Annotated in this window: 23 protein-coding genes; 8 read left to right on the forward strand and 15 right to left on the reverse strand. The window is 73.8% G+C overall.

Annotated elements, in window-relative coordinates; all coding sequences use genetic code 11:
- From BN12_RS14735 to BN12_RS14770, 8 genes are all read right to left on the reverse strand, one after another.
- Positions 1–428: MarR family winged helix-turn-helix transcriptional regulator (locus BN12_RS14735; protein ID WP_048556442.1), on the reverse strand; the 428-nt coding region annotated here is incomplete at its 3' end.
- A 147-nt stretch (positions 429–575) separates the two neighbouring features.
- Positions 576–1,016 (reverse strand): pilus assembly protein TadG-related protein, encoded by a 441-nt coding sequence (locus BN12_RS14740; RefSeq protein ID WP_235432419.1) that lies wholly within the window; start codon positions 1,014–1,016, stop codon positions 576–578.
- 128 nt (positions 1,017–1,144) lie between these two features.
- A complete protein-coding gene (locus BN12_RS14745) occupies positions 1,145–1,603 on the reverse strand; it encodes a pilus assembly protein TadE (RefSeq protein ID WP_048553589.1) in 459 nt (152 codons plus the stop codon).
- Positions 1,600–2,019, reverse strand: coding sequence for a TadE family protein (locus tag BN12_RS14750; protein WP_327152658.1), 420 nt, complete (start codon positions 2,017–2,019; stop codon positions 1,600–1,602). Before BN12_RS14750 ends, BN12_RS14745 begins: the two co-directional genes overlap by 4 nt.
- Positions 2,020–2,021: 2 nt before the next feature.
- Positions 2,022–2,243: a hypothetical protein gene (locus tag BN12_RS14755; protein WP_235432420.1), complete on the reverse strand. Its 222-nt coding sequence runs from the start codon at positions 2,241–2,243 to the stop codon at positions 2,022–2,024.
- A gap of 51 nt (positions 2,244–2,294) precedes the next feature.
- Complete coding sequence (locus BN12_RS14760) at positions 2,295–3,233, reverse strand: type II secretion system F family protein (protein WP_048553606.1); 939 nt, start codon at positions 3,231–3,233, stop codon at positions 2,295–2,297.
- Complete coding sequence (locus BN12_RS14765) at positions 3,230–4,099, reverse strand: type II secretion system F family protein (RefSeq protein WP_048553608.1); 870 nt, start codon at positions 4,097–4,099, stop codon at positions 3,230–3,232. The genes BN12_RS14760 and BN12_RS14765 overlap by 4 nt, the downstream gene beginning before the upstream one ends.
- Positions 4,096–5,364 (reverse strand): CpaF family protein, encoded by a 1,269-nt coding sequence (locus BN12_RS14770; RefSeq protein WP_048553610.1) that lies wholly within the window; start codon positions 5,362–5,364, stop codon positions 4,096–4,098. Before BN12_RS14770 ends, BN12_RS14765 begins: the two co-directional genes overlap by 4 nt.
- A 227-nt stretch (positions 5,365–5,591) precedes the next feature.
- Here BN12_RS14770 and BN12_RS14775 point away from each other — a divergent pair, with 227 nt between their 5' ends.
- Positions 5,592–6,269: a histidine phosphatase family protein gene (locus tag BN12_RS14775; RefSeq protein WP_048553612.1), complete on the forward strand. Its 678-nt coding sequence runs from the start codon at positions 5,592–5,594 to the stop codon at positions 6,267–6,269.
- 300 nt (positions 6,270–6,569) lie between these two features.
- Here BN12_RS14775 and BN12_RS14780 read toward each other — a convergent pair whose 3' ends face one another.
- From BN12_RS14780 to BN12_RS14795, 4 genes are all read right to left on the reverse strand, one after another.
- The gene (locus BN12_RS14780) at positions 6,570–7,175 is read right to left on the reverse strand and encodes a hypothetical protein (RefSeq protein WP_157635508.1); all 606 of its coding nucleotides are present in this window, start codon (positions 7,173–7,175) and stop codon (positions 6,570–6,572) included.
- A 9-nt stretch (positions 7,176–7,184) separates the two neighbouring features.
- The gene (locus tag BN12_RS14785) at positions 7,185–7,598 is read right to left on the reverse strand and encodes a hypothetical protein (RefSeq protein WP_048553614.1); all 414 of its coding nucleotides are present in this window, start codon (positions 7,596–7,598) and stop codon (positions 7,185–7,187) included.
- On the reverse strand, positions 7,595–7,924 hold the full coding sequence (locus BN12_RS14790) for a hypothetical protein (protein ID WP_048553617.1): 330 nt from the start codon (positions 7,922–7,924) through the stop codon (positions 7,595–7,597). The genes BN12_RS14785 and BN12_RS14790 overlap by 4 nt, the downstream gene beginning before the upstream one ends.
- A 135-nt stretch (positions 7,925–8,059) precedes the next feature.
- A complete protein-coding gene (locus BN12_RS14795) occupies positions 8,060–8,443 on the reverse strand; it encodes a hypothetical protein (protein ID WP_048553618.1) in 384 nt (127 codons plus the stop codon).
- A 179-nt stretch (positions 8,444–8,622) separates the two neighbouring features.
- Here BN12_RS14795 and BN12_RS26210 point away from each other — a divergent pair, with 179 nt between their 5' ends.
- From BN12_RS26210 to prfB, 6 genes are all read left to right on the forward strand, one after another.
- Positions 8,623–11,085 (forward strand): ATP-binding protein, encoded by a 2,463-nt coding sequence (locus tag BN12_RS26210; protein ID WP_048553620.1) that lies wholly within the window; start codon positions 8,623–8,625, stop codon positions 11,083–11,085.
- Between the two features lie 89 nt (positions 11,086–11,174).
- Positions 11,175–11,666 (forward strand): metallophosphoesterase family protein, encoded by a 492-nt coding sequence (locus tag BN12_RS14805; protein WP_048553622.1) that lies wholly within the window; start codon positions 11,175–11,177, stop codon positions 11,664–11,666.
- 67 nt (positions 11,667–11,733) lie between these two features.
- A complete protein-coding gene (locus tag BN12_RS14810) occupies positions 11,734–12,882 on the forward strand; it encodes a VanZ family protein (RefSeq protein ID WP_157635509.1) in 1,149 nt (382 codons plus the stop codon).
- The gene (locus BN12_RS14815) at positions 12,879–13,916 is read left to right on the forward strand and encodes a cation diffusion facilitator family transporter (RefSeq protein WP_083454667.1); all 1,038 of its coding nucleotides are present in this window, start codon (positions 12,879–12,881) and stop codon (positions 13,914–13,916) included. Before BN12_RS14810 ends, BN12_RS14815 begins: the two co-directional genes overlap by 4 nt.
- 39 nt (positions 13,917–13,955) lie before the next feature.
- The gene (locus BN12_RS14820; protein ID WP_048553633.1) at positions 13,956–14,348 is read left to right on the forward strand and encodes a nitroreductase family deazaflavin-dependent oxidoreductase; all 393 of its coding nucleotides are present in this window, start codon (positions 13,956–13,958) and stop codon (positions 14,346–14,348) included.
- Between the two features lie 113 nt (positions 14,349–14,461).
- The gene (gene prfB / locus BN12_RS14825; RefSeq protein ID WP_048553635.1) at positions 14,462–15,574 is read left to right on the forward strand and encodes a peptide chain release factor 2; all 1,113 of its coding nucleotides are present in this window, start codon (positions 14,462–14,464) and stop codon (positions 15,572–15,574) included.
- A 136-nt stretch (positions 15,575–15,710) separates the two neighbouring features.
- Here the strand turns inward: prfB and BN12_RS14830 are convergent, their stop codons facing one another.
- The gene (locus BN12_RS14830) at positions 15,711–16,466 is read right to left on the reverse strand and encodes a sulfite exporter TauE/SafE family protein (protein WP_157635510.1); all 756 of its coding nucleotides are present in this window, start codon (positions 16,464–16,466) and stop codon (positions 15,711–15,713) included.
- A 213-nt stretch (positions 16,467–16,679) separates the two neighbouring features.
- Here BN12_RS14830 and BN12_RS14835 point away from each other — a divergent pair, with 213 nt between their 5' ends.
- Entirely contained in the window at positions 16,680–17,390 is a 711-nt protein-coding gene (locus tag BN12_RS14835) for a hemerythrin domain-containing protein (RefSeq protein WP_048553638.1), read from the forward strand.
- A gap of 207 nt (positions 17,391–17,597) precedes the next feature.
- Here BN12_RS14835 and BN12_RS14840 read toward each other — a convergent pair whose 3' ends face one another.
- Together BN12_RS14840 and BN12_RS14845 are read right to left on the reverse strand one after the other, a co-directional pair.
- A complete protein-coding gene (locus BN12_RS14840) occupies positions 17,598–21,113 on the reverse strand; it encodes an AfsR/SARP family transcriptional regulator (RefSeq protein WP_162233087.1) in 3,516 nt (1,171 codons plus the stop codon).
- Between the two features lie 212 nt (positions 21,114–21,325).
- The coding region (locus BN12_RS14845; RefSeq protein ID WP_048556447.1) for an FAD-binding oxidoreductase at positions 21,326–22,633 on the reverse strand (1,308 nt) is incomplete at its 5' end.

The raw sequence follows: 22,633 nt of genomic DNA on the forward strand, positions 1-22,633 counted from the left end.
CCGGCGGCCGCCGAGAACGCCTCGAGGGCCGTGACGAGCGCCCCCAGCTCGCTCCGCGGCATCGCCTCGACGATCCGGGTGATCGCCTCCCGCCGGCGCCGCATGACGCGAGCCACGAGGCCGGCACCCCGGCGACTCAGCACGAGCCGCACCTCACGACGGTTCCCGGGGTTCTCTGCGCGCTCCACGAGTCGCATACCGACGAGCCGGTCGACCTGGCGCTGGGCCGTCGAGGGATTGACGCCGAGGAGGCCGGCCAGCGCGACGAGGCTGCTGTCGCCGTGGGCGGAGAGCACGATCATCGTGCGGAACTGGATGGGCGTGACGGTGTCCTCGACGTCGCCGAGCGATCGGACGGACACGCCGACGAGGGCTCGGGACGCCGTGAGGAGCGCCGAGACGAGCGTGTCGGTGTCGGCATCCTGCACCCCGTCAGTATTGCGGGTCGCGCGCCGGGAGGCGCCCGCGTGATGTGGGAGCGACCGTGACCGATCGCCTGAGGCGAGGTCCGGCGTCGGCGACCGCCCGTGACGAGGGGAGTGGCGGGCCACCGACGACACCCGTCCGTGGCGCGGCTACGGGTCGACACCGGCCCGGGCGCGGGACTCGACGGTGATCGTCACACTGCCGCCGAGGGAGCGCACAAGCCCACCGACGAGCGGCAGGTCTGCCGTGGCGCGCATCCGCACGACGGCGGTGCGTCCGTCCGGCGACCCGGTGCCTGGCTCGAGCGACCAGGCCTGGATGCCGTGGGGCAGTGGCAGTGAGCCGACGTAGACGGCCGCCGACCGCTGCACGGAGGCGTCGGCGAGCGGAACGGTGTCGGCCACCCCTGTCGTGTAGGCGCTCGCGTCGATGGAGTCGGCGGCGTCGAGCGCGGCCGCGTCGGCGACGTCGTAGAGCTCCATCCGCGACAGCTGGGCACTCGTGACGGCGATGCCCCCGACGACGAGCGACATGACGATGACGGCGAACCCGAGGATGAGCAGCGAGATCTGCCCGTCCTGCGCCGTCACCCGACGGCGCAGGCACGGTCTCCCCCGGGCGATCGGGGTGGCGCCACGCTGCGCGCGGGGCGACCCGACGCGATGAGGTCCACGGCGGGCCGGTTCCGCGCCGACGGAGGATATCCGGCGACGAAGGATCATGGCGCGCCTCGGAAGCGGTCGACCGTGCTGACATGGGTCGCCGACACCGGGACCTGCAGCGGGACGAGGGAGCGGACGAAGCCCGGCACGAGGGGCAGCGGCACGACGACGCGCGCCGTCGCGGAGACCCGGCCCTCGGGCCGCAGGCACGGCGAACCGTCGCAGGTCACGGCGAGCGACGTCTCGCGGGTGAAGCCCTGGTCCTCGAACGAGAGACGGGCGGCCGCCTGGGCGCGTCCCGGAGCGCTCGCCGGGTCCGCGGCGCTCACATAGGAACGGCCGGCCTCCCTCGCCGCGGCGGCGACGGCATACGAACCGGCCTGGAGGCGGCCCATGAACATGACGAGGTAGACGAGAGGGATGAGGAGCACGACGCCGAGGGTGACGAACTCGACGACCGCGGAGCCGCTCTCGTCGCGCAGTCGCCGCCGGACGTGCTCCACGAGCCGCCTCACTGGCCCTCCGCGAAGGCGCGGCCGGCGACCTCGAGGTCGTGGGGCCCGAGGAGCCCGATGACCGGCATGGGCGCGTGGACCCGGACGACGACGACCTGGACGCCATCGGCCGTCTCGACACCGGCGCTGACGTCGCGGGCATACGCGTCCGAGATGGCGCGGGAGATGAGCAGGCGGGCGCGGGCCGCTCCGTCGCCCGGCGACGCGTCCGCGCGGGCGCCGAGCCGGGCTCCCTCGGATGCGCACGAGATGAGCGTGTTCCGGACGTGGAGGGCGACGCCGAGCTGGAGGACCGCGACGAACAGGAGCGTGAGCAGTCCCGAGACCATGACGAAGTCGGTGACGGCGGCACCGGCCTCGGACCCTCCCGGCAGGCGGGGCGGTGGCCGCTCGGCGCCCGAGGGCGCGGGCGACACCGTCAGGGACCGGTGACGGAGGCGAGCGCGCGGGAGAAGAGCGCCTGGAGCTGTCCGCTCGCGAGGGCCCACAGCGCCGCGACGAGGCCGGCGGTCATGAGGGTGACGAACACCCAGCCGGGGACGTCACCGCGCTCCCGCTCGGCGGGATCGGCGAGCCTGCGGAGCCGCTCGTGGGTCACGAGGCGGGTGCGGACGTAGAGCCGGGTGGCGGTCGTCGTCATGGTCGGTCTTCCTTTCGGTTCCTGTGACGCCCTCGCGTCACAGCGGAGAGGTCAAAGCGAGAAGCTGAGGAACGTGAACCCCGGGTACACGGCGAAGAGAACGGTGATGGGCAGGATGAGGAAGACGACCGGGACCATCATCGCGATCTCCTTGCGACCGCCTTCCTCCATGAGCTGACGGCGGCCGTCCTCCCGGACGTCCTGGGCCTGCGCCCGGAGCACGTCGGCGAGGGGCGTCCCCCGCTCGACGGCCACGACGATGCCGTCGACGAACCGGGCGAGGCTCGCCAGGCCGGTGCGGTCGGCGAGCCCCTGGAGCGCCGACGGCAGGTTCGCTCCGGCGCGCGCGTCGGCGAGACACCGGTTGAGCTCGGTCGACAGCTCGCCCTGCGACAGCCGGCACACTCGCTCCAGGGCGCCGACGGCACCCTCGCCGGCGGCGACCGCGAGAGCCAGGAGCTCGGCGATCGTGGGGAACTCCATGAGCATCCGCTGCTCACGCCGGTTGGCCTGGTGGGAGAGGGCCTGGTCCTTGGCGACGAGTCCGAGCCCGAGACCGACGACGGTCAGCAGCACGGTCGGGACGACGGCGGAGGACCGCCCCGCGCCGAGGAGCAGTCCGGCGCCGGCTCCGACGACGGCGCCCGGCACAGCCCACAGCACCTGCTCGGCGCGGAACCGGTCGACATCGGGTGCCAGCCCGGCCCGCAGCTGCCGGCGACGCACGGACGGCGCGCCCCCGAGGATGCGGTCGACCCGGTGCGCCAGGTCGGTGAGGACCGGCCCGAGGAGGGTGGCGAGGAAGCCGCGCTGCCGAGTCTCCCCGGCGAGGAGTCGCGAGGGCCGTGGGGTGTCCTGGAGGTAGGGGTCGAGGCGGGCGGAGAGGCCCGGCCTGTTGCGCATCGGCAGACCGGCGTATGCGAGGAGCAGGCCCACGCCCGCGAGCACGCCGACGAGCGCCCCCGTCGGCGACCACGCGAGGCCGCTCATCGCAGGACCCGATCCTCGACCGGGAGCCGGCCGACCCGCATCATGACGCGGTATGCGACGACGCTGAGCACGGCTCCGAAGGCGAGGATGAGCGCACCCGTCCTCGTCGAGTAGGCGGCCACGGCCTCGGGCCGGGTCGACAGCATGGCGAGAACGATCCACGGCGCCGCGCAGGCCAGCTTCGCGGCGTTGACCGTCCACGACTGGCGTGCCTCGAGCTCGGCCCGGGTCCGGGCATCCTCCCGGAGGAACTGGGACAGCGTCCGGAGCAGGTGCCCGAGGTCCGAGCCGCCCACCTCTCGAGCGATGCGCAACGACTCGACGAGCCGGTCCCCGACCGGGTCGCCGAGGCGGACCTTGAGCAGGTCGAGGCATTCGGTGAACCGGCCCGTCGTCCGGTAGTCGTGCCCGAATGCCGCGAAGGCCGGTCGCAGCTCCTCCGGGCCCCGGACCGCGAGCTGGGACAGCGCCTCGGGCAGCGCCATTCCCGCACGGACCGCGGACGTGACGTTGTCGACGACGTCGGGCCACAGGTCGCGCAGCCTGGCCCGGCGTTTGCGGGCCCGCATCCGCACGAGGGCGACCGGCGCGTAGCCGGCCATCGCGGCGAAGCAGAACGCGATCGCCGGGACCGAGGAGATCGCATACGCGATGAGGAAGACGAAGGCGAAGGCGATGACGCACGCGGTGAGGAGCATCCGCGTGCTCAGCGACTCGTACCCCGCCTCGGCGATGTCGTCGCCGAGGCGGCGCAGCCAGTGCGGCCCCCCGTCCCTCCCGGATCCGGGCGGCTCCGGCTCCCAGCACGACCACCAGACGAGGAAGAGCCCGGAGCCGAGGAGCAGTCCGACGAGCAGCCCGTTCACGACTCCTCCCCTGCCACGACCGGTCCTGGGTCGCCGGGAGACCCGTCGGCCGCGAGGAGCGCCGCGAGGTCGTAGCCGGCACGCCGAAAGCGGTCCTCGTGCGGCGGGAAGCCGCCGCCCCGGACCAGCCGACCGTTCCGGGTGACGAACACGTCGGCGATCTCCACGACGTCGCCCTCGATGCGCCCCGGGACGGCGGCGATCTCCCGGACCCGCCGCACACCGTCGTGCTCGAGCGCGGCGTGGATGACGATGTCGATGGACGAGGCGACGGTCGGCACGACGAACCGGCTGCTGACGTTCTCCCCGGCGAGCAGCGGCAGCGTGCACATCTTGGTGACCGCCTCGCGGGCGCTGTTGGCGTGGATGGTGCACATGCCGGGAAGTCCGCTGTTGAGGGCGATGAGGAGGTCGAGGCTCTCGGCCTGGCGAACCTCTCCGACCAGGATGCGGCTCGGACGCATCCGCAGGGCCTCCTTGACGAGTCGGCGCAAGGGGACCTCGCCGGTGCCCTCGAGGCTCGGCTGGCGGCACTGCATGGAGGCGACATCCCGGAGCGGGATCTTCAGCTCGAAGACCTCCTCGCACGTGACGACCCGGTCGCGGGGCGGGATGGCGGAGGCGAGGCAGTTGAGCAGGGTCGTCTTGCCCGCCTGGGTGCCCCCGGAGACGAGAAGGTTGAGACCGGACGCGACGGCCGCCTCGAGGAAGCGGGCGGCCGGCCGGGTCAGCGTGCCGAGCCGGACGAGGTCGTCGAGGTGGTCGGCCCGGACGACGAACTTGCGGATGTTGACGAACCAGCTCTCCCGCGTGATGTCGGGAATGACGACGTGGAGCCGGGAGCCGTCGGGCAGCACGGCGTCGACGAAGGGCGAGCTGAGGTCGACGCGGCGTCCGGAGGACTTGAGCATCCGCTCGACGAGGTCACGGACCTCGTCGGCCGTGAGGATGGTCGTCGTCAGCTCGGCGAGCCCGCCGCGGGCCACGAACACCCGTGACGGCTCGTTGATCCAGATCTCCTCGATGTCCGGATCGTCGAAGTACTGCTGGAGCGGTCCGAAGCCGGCGACGGTGTCCCAGACGGCCTTGGCGGCCAGCCCGGGGTCGCCGAGCGACGGCAGGCCGCCGGAGAGCGCGCGCTCGTCGTAGTCGGCGACGGCGTCCCGGACCAGCCGCTGCACGGCCGCCTGGTCGCGGGCAGGATCGAGCCCCGAGCGCCGGATGAGCTCCCGGACCTCGCTCTCGACGGTCATGACGGCATCCATGTCCACCCCTTTCGCAGGGTCCCTCCACCCCGCGTGGGGACGATCAAAGCAGCCGAGCCGCGACCGGGCAAACGGTTGTCCACAGCCCCGAGCCTCCGGACCGCGGTCCCCGGCGGCCCAAGGGGCCGCCTCCCGAGCGCCTCGACCTCGGGGATCCGGTATGCCGGCGCTCCGCTGGACGCGCTCCCACCGACCGGGCGGTCGCCTCGCCTCCATAGGATCGCGGGGTGCGTCTCCTCCTCGTCCGCCACGGCCAGACCCCCGGCAACACGGCGGGTGCCCTCGACACGGCATACCCCGGGTTCGACCTCACCCCGCTGGGTCGACTGCAGGCGGCGGCGGTCGCCGACGTCCTGGCCGGCGAGCCGATCGCGGGAGTGCACGCCTCACGGCTCGTCCGGACCCAGCAGACGGCGACGCCGCTGGCGGCCGCTCTCGCGACGACGGTCGAGGTCGTCGACGGCTTCGAGGAGGTGTCGGCGGGCGACCTGGAGATGCGGACCGACGAGCAGGCCGTCCGCACCTATGTCGAGACCATCGCGGCCTGGATGCACGGAGAGGTCGAGCGTCGAATGCCGGGCGGCGAGTCGGGTCGGGAGGTGCTCGACCGCTATCTGGCCGCCCTCGGCGACGCGACGAGCCGGTATGACGCCGATGCGACGGTCGCCGTCTTCTCCCACGGCGCCGTCATCCGGTACGTCACCACGGCTCTCGTCGGCCTCGATCCGGGGAGGGCGAACGACCTGCGGCTCATGAACACCGGCATGGCCGTCCTCGACGGGCGGCCGGGCGCGGCATGGTCGCTCGAGCGGTGGGTCAGCGAGCCGTTGGGCGGCACGGAGCTCGAGGACCGCACGGCCGAGGACCCGACGGGCGAGAGCGTGACCGAGGCCGTCGACGACTGACGGCCCGGACGGGCCCGAAGGTCACAGGGAGGGATGGGCGTCCGGATGCGAGGCTCGATGGGCATCCGGACCCGAGGATCGGCGGGTCCCGCGGACGTCGTCCCGAGGCACCCGTGTTGCGCGGCATCGACATCCTGCGGCCGAGGCCGTGACGGGCCCCACGCGCCGCCACGACCTCGGCCGGGCCCCCCGGCCTGAGCCTGACGGGAGCCATACTATTGCATCATGCAATGATTGCAGCGCGCACGATGGCCCGGCCGGAACCGATTCTCGGCCGTCGCATACCGCATCGGGTGGTGCTCATCGGGAACCCCACGAGCCTGGTAGGACCGGCCCGGCTGCGGTCGAGCGCCTGGCGGCGACCAGCACCGCCAGGAGGGCCAGGCCGGCGAAGACGGCGTTGCTCACGCGGACGAGCGCGATCGGCGCGGGGTCGAAGGCGGGCACCGTGGTGAACGCGCGCCACGCGGTGCTGCCCATGGCGCTGGGAATCCGCGCGGCGACGACGACCACGCTGGCGACGAGGGCAGCCGTGATCCCGACGACCCAGGGTGCCGGAGTGCGTCGCGAGGCGTATGCCTGTTGCCACCTGCTCGCCGAGCGCGCCGGGTGCCGGCTCGCCAGGGTGAGACCCACGGCGACGAGACCGGCCACGGCCAGCGCCACGGCCAGCGCCACGGCCAGCGCCACGGCCAGCGCCACGGCGGCGAGCCAGGCGGGCGGCGCCCCGTACGGGTAGGTGCTCCTGGTCACCAGGGCGGTCGCTGCCACGCCGATCCCGTAGACGAGCGACGTGACGACGAGGCCCGGAGTGGTCAGCCAGGAGGACGCGCGCCGGGCGGGGAAGAGACACTCGACGAGGGCGATGGGGGTGCAGATGCTCCAGATGACGTGCAGGGACAGCACGTGCACCGTCTAGGGGACGGCGATCCCCAGGGCGGGCAGGTACCCGGACGCGAGCAGGTGCGCGTGCGCGTAGGACGGGTTGAACAGCGACTGGGTCGCCAGTCCCTCCTCGATCAGGCCGAAGGCGCCGGCGAGCACGGCGATGGCTGGCCAGCCCCCATGGCGGCGGCGCACGACCTTGCGGATCCGCAGGGCACCGGCACCGTAGAGCGGCACGAACACGATCAACGCGCCCAGCGACGCCAGCGTCACGTCTCCGAGGAGGAACTCGGCGACCAACGGCGCGATGAGCGCCAGGAGCAGGACAGGGGCCGTCCGCGACCACCACCCGGGCCCCGCCCGCTTCGCAGGGGCGGGAGCCCGGACCGCGTGGTCACCGTCCGGCCCGGAGGCGTCGTCGAGGCGATACGGGTGGGTCGTCACGTCCGGCTCACCTCCCTGGCCGGCTGCTGCTCCGGCTCGGAGCACGACGTGGAGGACGCGGCCGTGACGCCGAGCCCGGACGGCCGAGCCGGCCCGCTCCGGCTCACTCGGCGACTTCGCAGGCGAGGGAGCCAGCGAGGCAGACGGCGTCGGCCGGTGGAGGCGACGTCGGACGGCACGTGCTGCTGTTCGCGCCGGGTCGTCCCGAGCCGACGGGGCGGCTGTGCCGGCTGTTCGTGGCCGGCCCGGTACTGCTCTGCGGCGACGACGAGATGCCGCTGCCGTTGCCTGGCCAGCTCGTTGTGGATGGTGGGGGAGATGTTCATGATTCCTCCTGTACGGGCGGTGTCGGGGTGTTCCCGATTCAGGCTGCCTGTCGGAGGAGTCGAGGGTCAGAGGGCGAAGTGCCCCTTCCGGGGGAGCGCCACGGGCCGGGGTAGATCTACCCCGGGGCGTGGCGTTCAGCGATCGCGGGCCACCACGGTCCCTTGATGGAACACGGCCTGCCAGCGTGTCGTCAGGCGGTAGAGCGTCGATCTCCGGGTCACCCGACCCTCGGCGTGCAAGGTGTACTGGACCTGGACGAGCCCGGTCGCCAGCTCGCGGACGTCGGCGTGCTCGATCCGGTATCCGCCGGCGAGCGACCGGGCGTGCGTCCCAGCCAGGCGTCCGAGGACGATCTCCTTGATCGCCTCGCGCTCGTAGCACCGACCGGAGGCGCTGATCTCATGGAAGTCCGGGGCGATCTCGGCGTCGAAGGACATCTCGTCCCAGATGATCTCCGGGCGGTCGAAGACGGGCTCGCGGGCGAGCAGGTATGCGACGACGCCGTCGGGGATCGTCATGCCAGACTCGCCACCGTCACCATGACCCATGGGGCCGGTATGCGGTGCGCCATGGTCTCCACTGTGCCGCACCAGGAGCGCCGGAACGCCGAGGTGGGCCCCCCGAGGTGGCCGACGGACACCGAGCAGGAGCAGGCTGGTCGCAGATCACTCGAGCGCGCAGTGAGGACGGTCGGCACATGGCTGCGGGACCCGCGGACGGCGTGGGCGTGTTCCCGCCTGCGCTGACGAGTCTCGTCGGGCGCGACGGCGAGATCGCCGAGGTGGCCGAGTCGCTGGAGAGGCACCGGCTCGTGACCGTGACGGGTCCGGGAGGGATCGGCAAGACCCGGGTGGCGGCCGAGGTCGCGGACCGGCTCGCGACCGGCTCGGATGCGCGGGTCTGGGTGGTGCAGCTCGCCGCGGTCGAGGACCCCGAGCAGGTGCCGGCGGCGGTGGCGGCGTGCCTGGGCTGCCGGCAGCGGCCGGGCCGATCGGTCGTGGAGTCGATCATCACGGTGCTGGCCCAGGAGCCCGGGGTGCTGGTGCTGGACAACTGCGAGCACGTCGTCGATGCGGTCGCCGGCCTGTGCAGCCTGCTGCTCGCCGGCAGCGACGAGGTGCGGATCCTCGCGACGAGCCGGGAGCCGGTCGGCGTGGCCGGTGAGGCGCGACTGCGGCTCGGTCCCCTCGCCGCCGAGGTGCCCGAGGCGACCGGAGTGCCCGAGGCGTCGGGAGTGCCCGAGGCGAGCGGGGCGACCGAGGCGACCGGGGCACCCGGGGAGGTGGCCGACGGGGTGCGGCTGTTCGCCGACCGGGCACAGCTGGTCGACCCCACCTTCACGGTGACGACGGACACCGCGCCGACGGTGGCCCGGATCGTGGCGCGGCTCGACGGCCTGCCGCTGGCCATCGAGCTGGCCGCCGCCCGTTGCGAGTCGCTCGGACTGACCGGGCTGGCCGAGCAGCTGGAGCAGCCGCTGGCGGTGCTGACCTCCGGGGCCCGCGACGCACCGGCCCGGCACCGGTCGCTCCGGGCGACGATCGACTGGAGCTACCAGCTGCTGAGCCGCTCGCAACAGCGGGTGCTGCGTCACGTGGCAGTCCTCCCCGGGCGGTTCACGCTCGAGGCGGCCGAGGCCGTCGCGGGAGGTCAGGCACGTGAGGGCGTGCCGGGGCTCGTGGACTGCTCCCTCGTCACACCCCCCACGGTCTGCCGGGACGGTCGGTCGAGGTACCGGATGCCGGAGGCCGTCGCGAGCTTCGCCCGCGAGCAGCTCGCCGTCGAGGAGGCCGAGCAGGAGGTGAGGGCCGCGATGGCCGCGTACGCGATGGGGGTGGCCGAGCGCGCCTCGGAGGGGATCGGTGCCGCGGGCCGCGAACCCGCCGCCGCGACCTGGTGCGACCTCGAGGCCCCGCTGCTGGATCAGTCACCGTCGTGGGCGCTCCACCACGACCCGGCCGTGGCGCGACGCACCGCGGTGGCGCTCGCGCCGTGGTTCCAGCTCCGTGGCCGCGCTCCGACCGGGTACCCGTTGCTCCAGGAGGCGACGACCGGAACCGACCGCGACGCGCTGTGGTTCGCCGCCGAGGTGTGGCTCGGTCGCCTCGCGCACAGTCTCGCCGACTGGCCCGCCGCGATGCGCCACTTCGACACGGTGTGCGAGGCATTGGGCTCGTCCCCGCCCACCCCGCGGCTGGTCGACGCGCTGACCGGCCGTTCGGGCACGCTGCGCAACCGGTCCCGACTCGCCCACGCGACCGACGACGCCGAGACGGCACTGGGGCTCGCGCGCCGGCTGGTCTACCCGGAGGGTGAGGCGCAGGCGTTGGTCCAGCTCAGTCTGGCCGCCAGCTACGGCGGTGACCATCGGGCGGCGACCCGCTGGGCCGATGAGGCGGCCACGGTGGACCCTGCCGGATTGCCCGACCGGGTGAGTCGGCGCGTGGCGATCGCGTTGACGATCGCCCACGCCGACGCGGGCCGGTTGGAGCCGGCCGGGCGCACCTGCGCCGAGGGCCTGGAATCGGCCCGCCGGGCCGGCGACGTGGACATGGAGGCCGACTTCCTGTACTTCACGACCCACATCGCCTTGCAGGCCGCCGACTTCGATCATGCCGGGCCGCCGATCTGCGAGTCGCTGCAGCTGAGCATGCGTTCCGGTGACCGACTGCGGGTGCTGGACTGCCTGGACGACTGCGCCCACCTGTGCGCCGCGACCGACCGGCCGGCCGAGGCCGTCACCCTGTGGGAGGCCCGCCGCGCCCTGGGGGAGGCGGCGCTCATGCCCGAGCTGGCCCACGCGTCGCACCTTCGCGAGGAGGGGTTGCGCGAGGCCCGAGCGCTGCTCGGGCCGGACGCCGCCGACGCCGCCGAACGCCGCGGCACCCGGTTGTGCCTGGGGGCCGCCGCCGAGCTGGCCTCCCTCATGGCTGTCGCCGGTCCGCCGCATGTCGACCCCACTGCCTCCACCGGGTTGACGCCTCGCGAGCGGGAGCTGCTGACCCTGGTCGCCGGCGGTCGTACCGATGCCGAGATCGCCGCCGAGCTGTTCATCAGCATCCGCACGGTGCGCTCCCATCTGGACCGCATCCGCGACAAGACCGGCAGCCGGCGCCGTGCCGACCTCACGCGTCTGGCCCTGCAGGTCGGGCTGGTCTGACCGGTCGTCCAGGGGCAACGGCTCGTCGCCCGGCGACGGCTCCACGGGTGCTGCGCGCGTCGGGCCGGGCCGGCGCGAGGATGGGGTGCATGGACGTCGCGATCCTCTCCGACACGCACTCGCCGCGGTTCTGGAAGGCCTGCCCGCCCCGGGTCGCCGCGGCCCTCGAGGGCGTGGACCTCATCCTCCATGCCGGAGACGTGTGCCGCGCCGAGACGCTCGAGGAGCTCGCGGCATACGCACCCGTCCTCGTCGCGCTCGGGAACAACGACGGACCCGACGTCGCGGCCTGGGGTGCGCAGGAGGTCGTCGAGACGACGCTCGACGGGCTCCGGGTCGCGATGGTCCACGACAGCGGTCCGGCGGCCGGGCGAGGCAGGCGCCTGCGAAGGCGGTTCCCCGACGCGGACCTCGTCGTCTTCGGGCACTCCCACATCCCGTGGGACGAGACGCACGCCGGCCAACGGCACGTGAACCCCGGCTCGCCGACCGACAGGCGTCGCCAGCCGCACGGCACGATGGCGCGGATGACCGTCGCGGACGGCCGCATCGCGACGCTGAGCCTCCTCGAGGTGGGCTGACCGTCCTCGGCCGGCCGCAGTGGGCTTCCGGCGCGCACCGGCCCCCGCCGTCTCGTAGGGTCGCACGGTGGACGTGTGGCTCTTCCAGGGCGGGCTCTCCGTCGGGTTCTTCGTTCTCCTCCTGCCGGTCGCCTTCGCCCCTCTCGTCGCGCGCGTCTACGACCGGTTCGGGTATGCGGCGCCGGCCCCGACCGCGCTCGCCCTCCTCACCGGTCTGTATGCCTGCGCGCTGGTCGCGTTCACGACGTTCCCCCTTCCCCAGGAGGACGCCGGCTTCTGCCGGAGCCGGAACCGGTTCGACTACTGGCAGCTGGTCCCCGGGGCGGCGCTGCACGACATCGGCGGCGCGCTCGACGCGTCGGGCCTCCACGCGCTGACGGGCGGGACCGTCCTCCAGGTCCTCTTCAACGTCGTCTTCTTCGTGCCGCTGGGGTTCTTGGTGGCCTACTGGGCCCGTCGGCGGCTCGTCGTGGCCCTCGGACTGGGCCTGCTCGTCTCGCTCGTCATCGAGCTGGCCCAGGGCACCGCCCTCTGGGGTGCCTACCGCTGCCCCTACCGGGTCGCCGACGTCGACGACCTCGTGACGAACACGATGGGCGCGGGCCTCGGCTGGCTCGTCGGCCGTGGCCTCTCCTTCGTGCTGCCCTACCGAGAACCGGCGCGACGGGCCGATCCCGGTCCTCCGACGGTCCGTCGCCGAGTCACCGCCGCCACCATCGACCTCGTCGTCTGGCTCCTGGTCTCGGCGGTCGCCCAGGTGGTGATCAACGCCATCGCGCTCGGCACCGGCCGGGACGTCGACTCGGTAGGCGGCGCCCGGGCGGTCGCGTCGGTCCTCGTCGCCGTCACGCTCCTGCTCGTCGTGCCGCTCGTCCGTCGCGACCGCGCGTCGATCGGCCAGGCGTGCGTCCACCTCGCCCTCGCCCGATCCGCCGACGAGCAGGCCGCGAGCGACGCCTCCACCCCGGCGCCGCGGCCGGCGCGGGCCCGAGCCGTCGTCGTGCGGTTCGTCCTCCGGTGGCTGCCGATCGTCGCGCCGACGAGCGGGTGGGTCGCGGTCCTCGTCGTCTGCGTCGAGCTCGCGACCGTGGCCGTCCGACCCGATCGTCGCACCCTGACGCAGGTCCTCGGGGGCTCGCGGTCCGTCACGCAGGAGGCCCTCGGCACGCGACGGTCTCGCGAGGACTCCGGCCGGTCTGGTATGCCGGTCCCATGACCGACGGATCCGGACCGGCGGACGCCCCGGGGCACGAGGTCGACCGGAGCGGCAGCGACTCCTGGGAGGAGCTGGCCGCCCGCTCCGGTGGCGGGGGCGGGAGCGAGTCGCTCTCCACCGTCCTCATCGCCTTCGGCGCCAACGTCCTCATCGCCCTCGCGAAGACCGCCGCGGCCGTCGTGACGGGCTCGGCGTCGATGGTGGCCGAGGCCGCGCACTCGTGGGCCGACTCCGGCAACGAGGTGTTCCTCCTCATCGCCAACCGGCGGGCCGCGAAGCCCCCGGACCAGCAGCATCCCTTCGGACACGGCCGCGAGGTCTACTTCTGGTCGCTCTTCGCCGCGATCGGCCTGTTCGCCGTCGGGGCCGGGGTGTCGGTCACCCACGGGATCCAGGGGCTGCGGCATCCGGAGGCGGCGGAGTCCTTCGTCGTCGCCTACGTCGTCCTCGCGATCTCCTTCGTCCTCGAGGGCACCTCGCTCCTGCAGGCCTGGCGGCAGGCGCGGGCCGCCGCCGACGTGCGCCACGAGGACCTCCTCGACCACATCATCGCGACGTCCGACCCGACGGTGCGGGCGGTCTTCTTCGAGGACTCCGCCGCGATCGTCGGCATCGTCATCGCGGCCGTGGGCATCGGACTCCACGAGCTGACCGGGTCCTCCGTCCCGGACGCCGTCGGCTCGATCCTCGTCGGGCTCCTCCTCGGCGTCGTCGCCATCCTGCTCATCGAGCGCAACCGGGACTTCCTCGTCGGCCAGCTCGCCGACCCCCGGGCCCGGGACCTCGTCCTGCGCTGGCTGCTCGCCCAGCCCGAGGTGGAGCGCGTGTCGTCGCTGCAGATCATGGTCGTCGGGGCGGGGACCGTCATCGTCTTCGGTGCCGTCGACCTCACGGGGAACGCGCGGGAGGGCGAGGTGTCCCACGGGCTCGCCCACGTCGAGGCGAGGCTGCGCGAGCACCCCGCCGTCGTCGGCGTCGTCCTCTCCCTCGCCGAGCCGGAGGAGCCGTCGCTCCGTCCCGGAACACCGACCTGAGCCCGCGCGGCCTGCCGTGCCCCGGCATACGGTGGGGTCATGGTCATGCCCGACGCCATGCGCCGCATCAACAAGGCCGGACCCAACAAGGTGCTCATCCACCTCGGCGGCCACGGCGCGTTCGCCCGCGTCGAGCATGTCGGCCGCAGGAGCGGGACCGTGCGGCAGACCCCGGTCAACGCGTTCCGGCACGGGGACGTCTTCACCCTCGCGCTGACGTACGGGCCGAGGACCGACTGGCTGCGCAACCTCGAGGCTGCCGGCGGCGGACGGCTGCTGTTCAAGGGGGAGTGGCACCGCGTCGGTGCCCCGCGTCCCCTCACGACGGAGGAGGGGATGGCTCGGATGCCGTTGCTGCCCCGGCTCATCCTGCCCCTCACGGGGACGAGGGAGTTCGTCGAGCTGCCCGTCCTGAGGGACGACCGGACCTGATCGTCGGGCGCGCCCGCACAGGGTGCCCGGGGTCGACGACACCGACGCTGCGCCGACGGAGGGCCGGATCGGCTGGCGAGGGCACGGCATACCGGCCGTTAGGCTTGACCCTCGTGGCTGTCGACTTCACCCAGGAGATCAAGGACCTACGCGCGACGATGGACTCGGTGCGCGAGGTCACCGACCTGACCTCGCTGCAGGCCAGGATCGAGGACCTGGAGAAGCAGGCGAGCGCTCCCGACCTCTGGGACGACCAGGAGAAGGCCCAGCGCGTCACGTCCGACCTGTCCCGCGCGAAGGCCGAGTACGACCGGGTGACCGGGATGGACACCCGCGTCGACGACCTCGAGGCGCTCGTCGAGCTCGGGCAGGAGGAGGACGACGCCGACACGCTCGTCGAGGCGGAGAAGGAGCTCGGCGCGGTCCGCAAGGCCGTCGGCGAGCTCGAGGTCCGGACCCTCCTGTCCGGGGAGTACGACGAGCGCGAGGCGGTCGTCACCATCCGGTCCGGGGCCGGTGGCGTCGACGCGGCCGACTTCGCGGAGATGCTCATGCGGATGTACCTGCGCTGGGCCGAGCGGCACGACTACCCGACGAAGGTCATGGATACCTCGTATGCGGAGGAGGCCGGGCTGAAGAGCGCGACCTTCGAGGTCAACGCGCCGTATGCCTTCGGCCACCTGTCCGTCGAGGGCGGCACCCACCGGCTGGTCCGGATCAGCCCGTTCGACAACCAGGGACGCCGGCAGACCAGCTTCGCCGCCGTCGAGGTCATCCCGCTCATCGAGTCGACCGACCACATCGAGATCCCCGACAACGAGATCAAGGTCGACGTCTTCCGCTCCAGCGGGCCCGGAGGGCAGAGCGTCAACACGACCGACTCCGCGGTCCGGATGACCCACCTCCCGACCGGCATCGTCGTGTCGATGCAGAACGAGAAGTCCCAGATCCAGAACCGCGCCGCCGCCCTGCGCGTCCTCCAGTCGCGGCTCCTGCTGCTGAAGAAGGCCGAGGAGGCGGCGGCGAAGAAGGAGATGGCGGGCGACGTCAAGGCGAGCTGGGGCGACCAGATGCGCTCCTATGTCCTCAACCCCTACCAGATGGTCAAGGACCTGCGGACCGAGTACGAGACCGGGAACCCCTCCGCGGTCTTCGACGGCGACATCGACGGCTTCATCGAGGCCGGCATCCGCTGGCAGATCGCGCAGCGCAGGTCCGCCGTCTGACGCCGTCGCCCTGACGGTCGTCCGCTCGCTCGACGGTCGCCCTGTGCTGTCGTCCGACTCCTGAGGCCGTGAGGTCTTGCGGCCGGCCACCCCGACACCCCCGCCCGGGTGATCGGTCGGTGGCGGTCGGCGGCTGTCAGCCGAAGGCGAGGCGGACCGCGAGGACGAAGCCGAGGAGGGCGACGGCATACCGGATCACCACCGAGGGGAGGCGCCGGGCGAGGACGGGCCCGATGAGGCTCCCGAGGAACAACCCGGCCGCCAACGGGACGACGGCCCCCCAGTCGACGGGTCCGGCGACGAGGAGGACGACCGCCGAGGCCGCGGTGGAGGCGCCGGCGAGCATGTTCTTCACCGCGTTCGCGACCGGCATCCGGCCGTCGAGGAGGATGAGCGCCGTCGCGAGGAGCATGACGCCCGAGCCGGCGCCGAAATAGCCCCCGTAGATCGAGACGACGGCGACGACGGCGAGGCTCACGCCGGCCGGCGCGCCGCGCCCGCCGGAGGCCCGGTGGACGTGCGTCGTGAGGGCCGGCTGGCCGAGGAGGGTGATCGACCCGAGCGCGACGAGGGCCGGGACGACGCGGTCGAAGACCTCCGACGGGGTCGTGAGCAGCAGCACGGTGCCGGCCGCCCCGCCGACGCCCGCAGCGACGAGCCCCGCGGGGAGCCAACGCCGCTGCTCGGCGACCTCGCGGCGCGAGACCGCCGCGGACGCCGGCCAGCAGGCGACGAGGGCGACGAGGTTGGCGACGTTCGCCGCGAACGGCGAGAGGCCCGCCACGAGGAGGACGGGATAGGACACGAGGGAGGTGATCCCGCCCGCCGTGCCGATGATGCCGGCGAGGACCCCTCCGGCCACGAGCAGCAGGCTCATGGCGGGCGTCGGCACGAGCAGCCAGACTAGCCAGCCGCCGGAGCCCGCGGCCCAGCGGGTGACCGGCCGCGGGGCCGCGGGCTCCGTGGAGCGGTCATGCCGTCGGGCCTCGCGATCCGTGGGCCGCCCTGATGTCGCAGTCTCGGCGACCGGCGCGTTCCGCCGTCACGGTCCCCGCCCCAAGTCCGTCCGAAGCGTTCCCCAAGGGGCTCCCCACACGCTGGACACATGACGACGCACACGACCACGACCCAGCTCCTGCTCCCCGGACAGGCGGCGGCCCCCGAAGGCCCCGTCGACGTCCACATGATGTACGTCCTGCACCACGCCTTCCGGCGCGACCTGCGCGCCTTCGCCTCCGCGGCGGCGCACACCCCGCTCGAGGAGCGCACCACCTGGCGGGCCCTCTCGGCGCGGTTCGAGCAGTTCGGCTGGGCGCTGCACCACCATCACTCCGGCGAGGACACCGGTCTGTGGCCGCTGCTGCGTGAACGGTCCGCCCCGGAGGACGTCGCGACCCTCGACGCGATGGAGGCCGAGCACGAGGAGATCGACCCGCTGCTGACCGCCTGCGCCGCAGGGCTCACGCGGCTCGCCGACCATGCGGACGAGGACGCCCGGGCCGCGCTCGTCGTCCGGCTCGTCGCCGCCCGCGAGAGCCTCGGCCGGCATCTGGCCCACGAGGAGACCGCGGCCATGGCCCTCGTCCAGCGCCACCTCACGCAGGCCGACTGGACCCACGTGGAGGAGACCGCGTTCGCCGCGAAGATGTCGCTGTCGCGCGTCGTCTTCCTCGTGCCCTGGGTGGGCCACGAGCTCCCCGACACCGTCCGCGACCAGCTGCTCGCCGACGCCCCGGTCGCCATGCGGCTCATCCACCGGTTGACCGCTGGCCGCTTCGCTCGCCGGGAGCGCGCCATCTTCCGGTATGCCGCTTAGCGGGCTTCGGGACCACGGCAAGCCCGCACGTGCCGAGGTGTTGTCGTCGGGCGGGGCGCTGGACAGCATCAACTCGGCACGTGCGGGAAGGGGGGCTGCACGTGCCGAGTTGTTGTCGTCGGGCGGGGTGCTGGACAGCATCAACTCGGCACGTGCGGGGAGGGGGCCTGCACGTGCCGAGGTGTTGTCGTCGGGCGAGGCGGGGCGTCAGAACGCGTGTCGCTCGCGCAGCTCGACGAGCCATCGGGCGGCGAGCGGGATGTCCCACGCCTCGCACAGCGCGAGAGCAGCGTCGGCGTGGCGGCTCGCGAGGGCGGTCTCGCCGGTCGCCGCGGCCGCGAGGGCGAGGAACGCGTCGACCGGGCCGAACGCGAGAGCCGACCCGGCGCAGCACACCCGGCCGGCCAGCGGGGCGAGCTCCTCGTACGCGGGCGCGGCGAGGTCGGGACGCCCGAGTGCGAGGCCCGTCTCGGCGAGGAAGCACAGCCCGAGGACGACGTGCCAGTGGTCGTCGGCGTGGTCGAACGGATGCGCCTCGAGGAACGAGCGGGCCTCCTCGAGGCGGCCCGCCCGGGACATGAGTCCCGCGACGACGGGGGAGATCGACGCGTTCGGCGGCTGCAGCTCGGCATACGAGACGGCGATATCGACGGCCTCGTCGAGGCGTCCCTGCCAGGCGCGCAGGCTGAGCAGGACGCTGCCGATCGCGTCGTCGTCCTGGGGGATGGCGAGCAGTGTCTGGCCGCGCCGGATCGAGGCGAGCAGCTCCTCGCACCGGCCGGAGTCGCCGGCCATCGCCCGCCACGGCAGCTCGAGGGTGTCGAGGACCAGGTGACCGAAGGGGATCTTCAGCCGCTCGGCCTCCTGGCGCCCCTCCTCGACGGCGACCCACAGCTCGTCGACGAGGCCGAGCTCGTTGAGGGTGGCGGCGCGCAGGATCGTCGACACGACCCACGGCCATCCCCCGCCGAGGGCGGCACTCAGCGCGACCGCCTCGGTGATCCGCTCCAGCCGCTCGGGCGCGGCGTCCGGCTCGGAGAGGGTGACGGTGAGGATCTGGCACACGTCGAGGAGCAGTCGTCGGTCGCCGAGCCGCCGGGCCATCGCGAGGGACTCCTCGAGGAGTGCGCGGCGCTCGCCGTGGCTCGCGGCGTAGAAGGTCTCGTTGGCGAGGCTCGCCATGACTCTGCAGCGGAGGGGCCCGTCGCCCTCGGGCAGCGCGTCGAGGGTCCGGCGAAGGGCGTCGACGACCACCGGGTTGACCTCGCCGGCCGGGGCCGAGCGCCACAGGCCGCCGACCGTCATCGAGATCGCGGCCCCTCCGACGAGGTCCGGGTCCCCGATCTCCTCGGCGACCTCGATGGCCTCCTCGATCGTCGCGACGAGCTGGGGCCACAGCGTGCGCCAGCGGTAGCTCTCGACGAGGAGCATGAGCAGGTCGTACCGATCCCGGAGGGTGGCCGTCGGGTCGTGCGGGGCGATGTCGAGCGCGCGCAGGAGGAGCTCGGTCGCCTCCTCGTGCGCGTGAACCCCCCGAGCGGCCGACGCCGCGGCGACCGTCGCCTGCCGAGCGGGGGTCGCGTATGCGGGTCCGGCCGCGAGCCAGTGCCGCGCCAGCTCCGAGGCGCGGCCGGTGCCCTCCAAGGCCTGCGCCACCTTCACGTGGCTGCGGGCGAGCCGAGAGGGCGGTACCCCGGCCCGGAGGGTGTCGACGACGAGGGCGTGGGAGAAGGCGTACCGGTCGTCGCCCTCGTCGCGCACGAGACCCGCGATCCGAGCCGGCTCGAGGAGGTCCAGCAGGGTGTCGGCGTCGGTCGCCTCGGCGCGCGCCAGGGTCGCGATGTCGACGTCGCGGCCGATGACCGCTGCCGTCCGCAGGATCCCGAGGGTGTCGACCGGCAGGCGCGTCAGCCGACGGCGGAGGACGTCCTGAACGGCCGCCGGCGGGCTGTCCTCGTGGAGGAGGTCGCCGAGGTCGCCGCGCTCGGCGGCCAGCCGCGCGTATTCCACGAGGAAGAAGGGGTTCCCGTCGGTGCGGGCCCGCAACGCTGCCGCCTCCTGCGTGGACGGACGCATGCCGACGACCGCTTCGACGACATCGCCGGCAGCGTCGGCGCCGAGCCCACGCAGCTCGATCCGCAGGGCGTGGCGGCGCGCCAGGAGCTCGGCGACGTCGGCGAGGAGCCCGTCCGGCTCCGGATGCCGGCGCCAGGTGAGCACCACCATGATGCGCCCGCGCTCGGCGGACTCCACGAGGAGGCGCAACGTGCGCAAGGTCGACTGCGAGGCCCAGTGCAGGTCGTCGACGACGAGGAGGACGGGACGGTCCCGGGCGACCTCGAGGACGGCCGACACGATGGCGTCCCACGCCCGGAACTGGGCGCCGTCGACGTGCTCCTCGCCGAGGTCGGGGAGGTCGGCGCCGAGGCCGAGGATGATGTCGCGCCAGGGCCGCAGCGGCGGGGCGCCCTCGTCCTGCGAGCACCGACCGACGCTGACCGTCACTCCGGACGACTCGGCGTGGGCGGCGAGCTCGGCGGCGAGGCGGCTCTTCCCGATGCCCGGGTCGCCGACGAGGTATGCGAAGGCCGGACCCTCTTCGGACGCCTCGAGAGTGGCGACGAGAGCGTCGAGCTGGGCGTCCCGCCCGACGAGCGGCCACAGCGGCCCGCTCGGGCCGTGGCGCGGCCCGCGGATCGCCTGGACCGCGGACGAGCGAGCGTCGGGCCCGGACACCTGCGCCGGATCGGGTCGGATGTCCCCAGGAGCGGCCGGATCCGGTGCGGATGCGGGAGGGCTGCCGGACCTGGATGCCGGGTCCTGATCGGGTGGGACGTCTCCGGGATGGGGCGAGCCGGAGCCTGGAGTGGCGGGGAGAGGCGGTCCGGGAACCGCGGAGACGGGGGCCGAGGGTGGTGGGGTCCACTCGAGGACGGGGTCCTGCCGCAGGACGGCGGTCTGCAGCTGCCGCAGCTCGGGACTCGGCTCGATGCCGAGCTCGTCGTCGAGGAGCTGACGGACCTCGCGCAGGACCTCGAGCGCCTCCGCCTGCCGCCCCGACCGGGTGAGGGCGAGGGCCCGCAGCCCCCAGAGACGTTCGCGGAGGGGATGGGCGGCGGTGAGCTGCTCGAGATCGGCGGCCACCGTGCCGTGTCGGCCGAGGGCCAGTCGGGCGACGGCGAGGTCCTCGAGAGCGACGAGCCGCAGTTCCTCGAGACGGGCGCGCTCGGCGACGACGGACTGCGAGTCGCCGAGGTCGGCATACGGCTCACCCCGCCACAGCGCGAGGGCGGCGGTCAGCTCGCCGGCCCAGTGCTCGAGGGCCGCACTGTCGACGGTCCGTGGAGCACCGAGGCTGCCGAGCGACGCGAGGACGCGGTGTGCCTCCGCGACGACGTGGTCGACGCGCACCGCGTCGATGGAGCGGTCGGGAAGGCGGAGCGCGTACCCCGGCGGGACCGTGACGAGGACCCGGGCGGGTGCGCGGGCGGGCCGGTCGGGCTCGAGGGCGCGGCGCAGCCCCGCGACGTAGGCCTGGAGGGTCCCGGCGACGCCCGGCGGCGCAGCGTCGCCCCAGAGGAGGTCGACGATCGTGTCGACGGAGACGGGACGTCCCCGGGCCATGCCGAGCGCAGCGACGAGGGCGCGCTGCTTGCGGGTGCCGAGATCGACGGGATCACCGTCCCGGACGACGAGCACCGGCCCGAGCACTGCGAGCTCCACGCGGGGAGCATAAGGGCAGTGCCGGGGCCGGTGGCGCCCACGTGACCCGCCCGCCGGGCATCCCCCGCCCCCGGAATGGCCGAACGGGCGGAATGCGGTCCGTCCGGCATTCTTGTGCTGTGGGGTGTGCCGGACGGGTGAGTCGGTCGACGGGTGAGTCCGCGACGGGCGGGCTCGCGACAGGCGGGCCCGCCCGTCGACCGGCTTCTCGGTCAGGCCGTCGGCCGGCCGGCCTCCCACAGGCGCGGGATCCGGTGGTTCGCGACGAACACCCCGGTCGGGTCGTATGCCGACCGGATGCCCTTGAGCTGCAGCCAGGACCACCCCGGGTAGGCGGAGCGGACGTCGGCGGACGTCTCGGCGAAGTTGAGGTACGTCGAGCCGGAGGACCACGGCGCGAGCGCCGCCACGACCCCCTCGGCCGCGGCGTGGGCCGCCGCGCCCATCTGCGGTGTCAGGGCCATGCCGCCGGCGAACCCGAGGAAGGCACCGTCGAGGCGAGGGAGCACGCCGGCCCCCTCGGCACGACGCCCGAGGGCTCCGCCGAGCTGGCGCAGCTCGGCGAACAGCAGCGGTGCCCCCGGGCCGGTCGGCACGGTCGCGAGGAAGGCGGCGATGGCCTCCGGGGTGAGCTCCCGCAGCATCGTCGTCTCGCCCGTGAACGGCGTGGGGCCCTCCGGGTCCATGTGGAGCCGGGTGAGGCTCGGCGCGGGGACCCGGCCGAAGGTGTCGATCTCCGGACCGAGCGCTCGCAGCCGGGCGAGGATCCGCTCGCCCTCCTCGTCGGTGCCGAGGACCGCCCCGTCGATGACGACGATCGAGCGGCCCCGCAGCGGCTCCGGGACGTCCGGAAGCGGCGGGACGTTGAGCATGCGGAACGACGTCGTGACGGCGTCGGGGGCGCCGACGGCCCAGTCCGCCCACGTGGTGAGGACCCGCTCGGCCTCGGAGACGTCCCAGACGAGCATCCCCGCATACGCGTCCTCGATCTCGTAGAGGCGCATCTCGATGGCGACGACGACGCCGAAGCTGCCACCTCCGCCGCGGACCGCCCAGAAGAGGTCCGGGTGGTTGCGGCGGTCGGCGCGGACGAGGGCGCCGTCGGCCGTCACGATCTCGGCGGCGGTGATGCTGTTGGTCGCCATGCCGAGCCGGCGGGCGTACCAGCCGATGCCGCCGCCGAGGGAGTAGCCGGCGACCCCGACGTCCGGGGCGGACCCGTGGAGGGCGGCGAGGCCGTGCGGGGCCGCGGCATCGACGACGTCCTGCCACAGGGCGCCGCCCTCGATGCGAGCGATGCGGCGCTCGGGGTCGACGGTCACCGCCCGCATGGTGGAGGTCCGCAGGAGGACGGTGCGCTCCAGACCCTGCGCGGCCAGCGGTGCCGCGTTGTGGCCGGTGCTCTGCGGCGCGACGTGGAGGCCGACCGACGCGGCGGTCCGGACGACGCGGCTCACCTCGGAGACGGTCCGCGGGAGGGCGACGGCGGCGGGGCGCTGGTCGACGGCCGCGGACCAGGC

This window comes from Nostocoides japonicum T1-X7, assembly GCF_001046855.1.
Classification (GTDB): Bacteria; Actinomycetota; Actinomycetes; order Actinomycetales; family Dermatophilaceae; genus Nostocoides; species Nostocoides japonicum.

Bases quoted from the DNA above. Each gene is read 5' to 3' on its own strand.
- BN12_RS14755 (WP_235432420.1), bottom strand. From the start codon at position 2,243: ATGACGACGACCGCCACCCGGCTCTACGTCCGCACCCGCCTCGTGACC.
- BN12_RS14760 (WP_048553606.1), bottom strand. From the start codon at position 3,233: ATGAGCGGCCTCGCGTGGTCGCCGACGGGGGCGCTCGTCGGCGTGCTC.
- BN12_RS14770 (WP_048553610.1), bottom strand. From the start codon at position 5,364: ATGGATGCCGTCATGACCGTCGAGAGCGAGGTCCGGGAGCTCATCCGG.
- BN12_RS14790 (WP_048553617.1), bottom strand. From the start codon at position 7,924: ATGAACATCTCCCCCACCATCCACAACGAGCTGGCCAGGCAACGGCAG.
- BN12_RS14795 (WP_048553618.1), bottom strand. From the start codon at position 8,443: ATGACGATCCCCGACGGCGTCGTCGCATACCTGCTCGCCCGCGAGCCC.
- BN12_RS26210 (WP_048553620.1), top strand. From the start codon at position 8,623: ATGGCTGCGGGACCCGCGGACGGCGTGGGCGTGTTCCCGCCTGCGCTG.
- BN12_RS14805 (WP_048553622.1), top strand. From the start codon at position 11,175: ATGGACGTCGCGATCCTCTCCGACACGCACTCGCCGCGGTTCTGGAAG.
- BN12_RS14815 (WP_083454667.1), top strand. From the start codon at position 12,879: ATGACCGACGGATCCGGACCGGCGGACGCCCCGGGGCACGAGGTCGAC.
- BN12_RS14820 (WP_048553633.1), top strand. From the start codon at position 13,956: ATGGTCATGCCCGACGCCATGCGCCGCATCAACAAGGCCGGACCCAAC.
- BN12_RS14835 (WP_048553638.1), top strand. From the start codon at position 16,680: ATGACGACGCACACGACCACGACCCAGCTCCTGCTCCCCGGACAGGCG.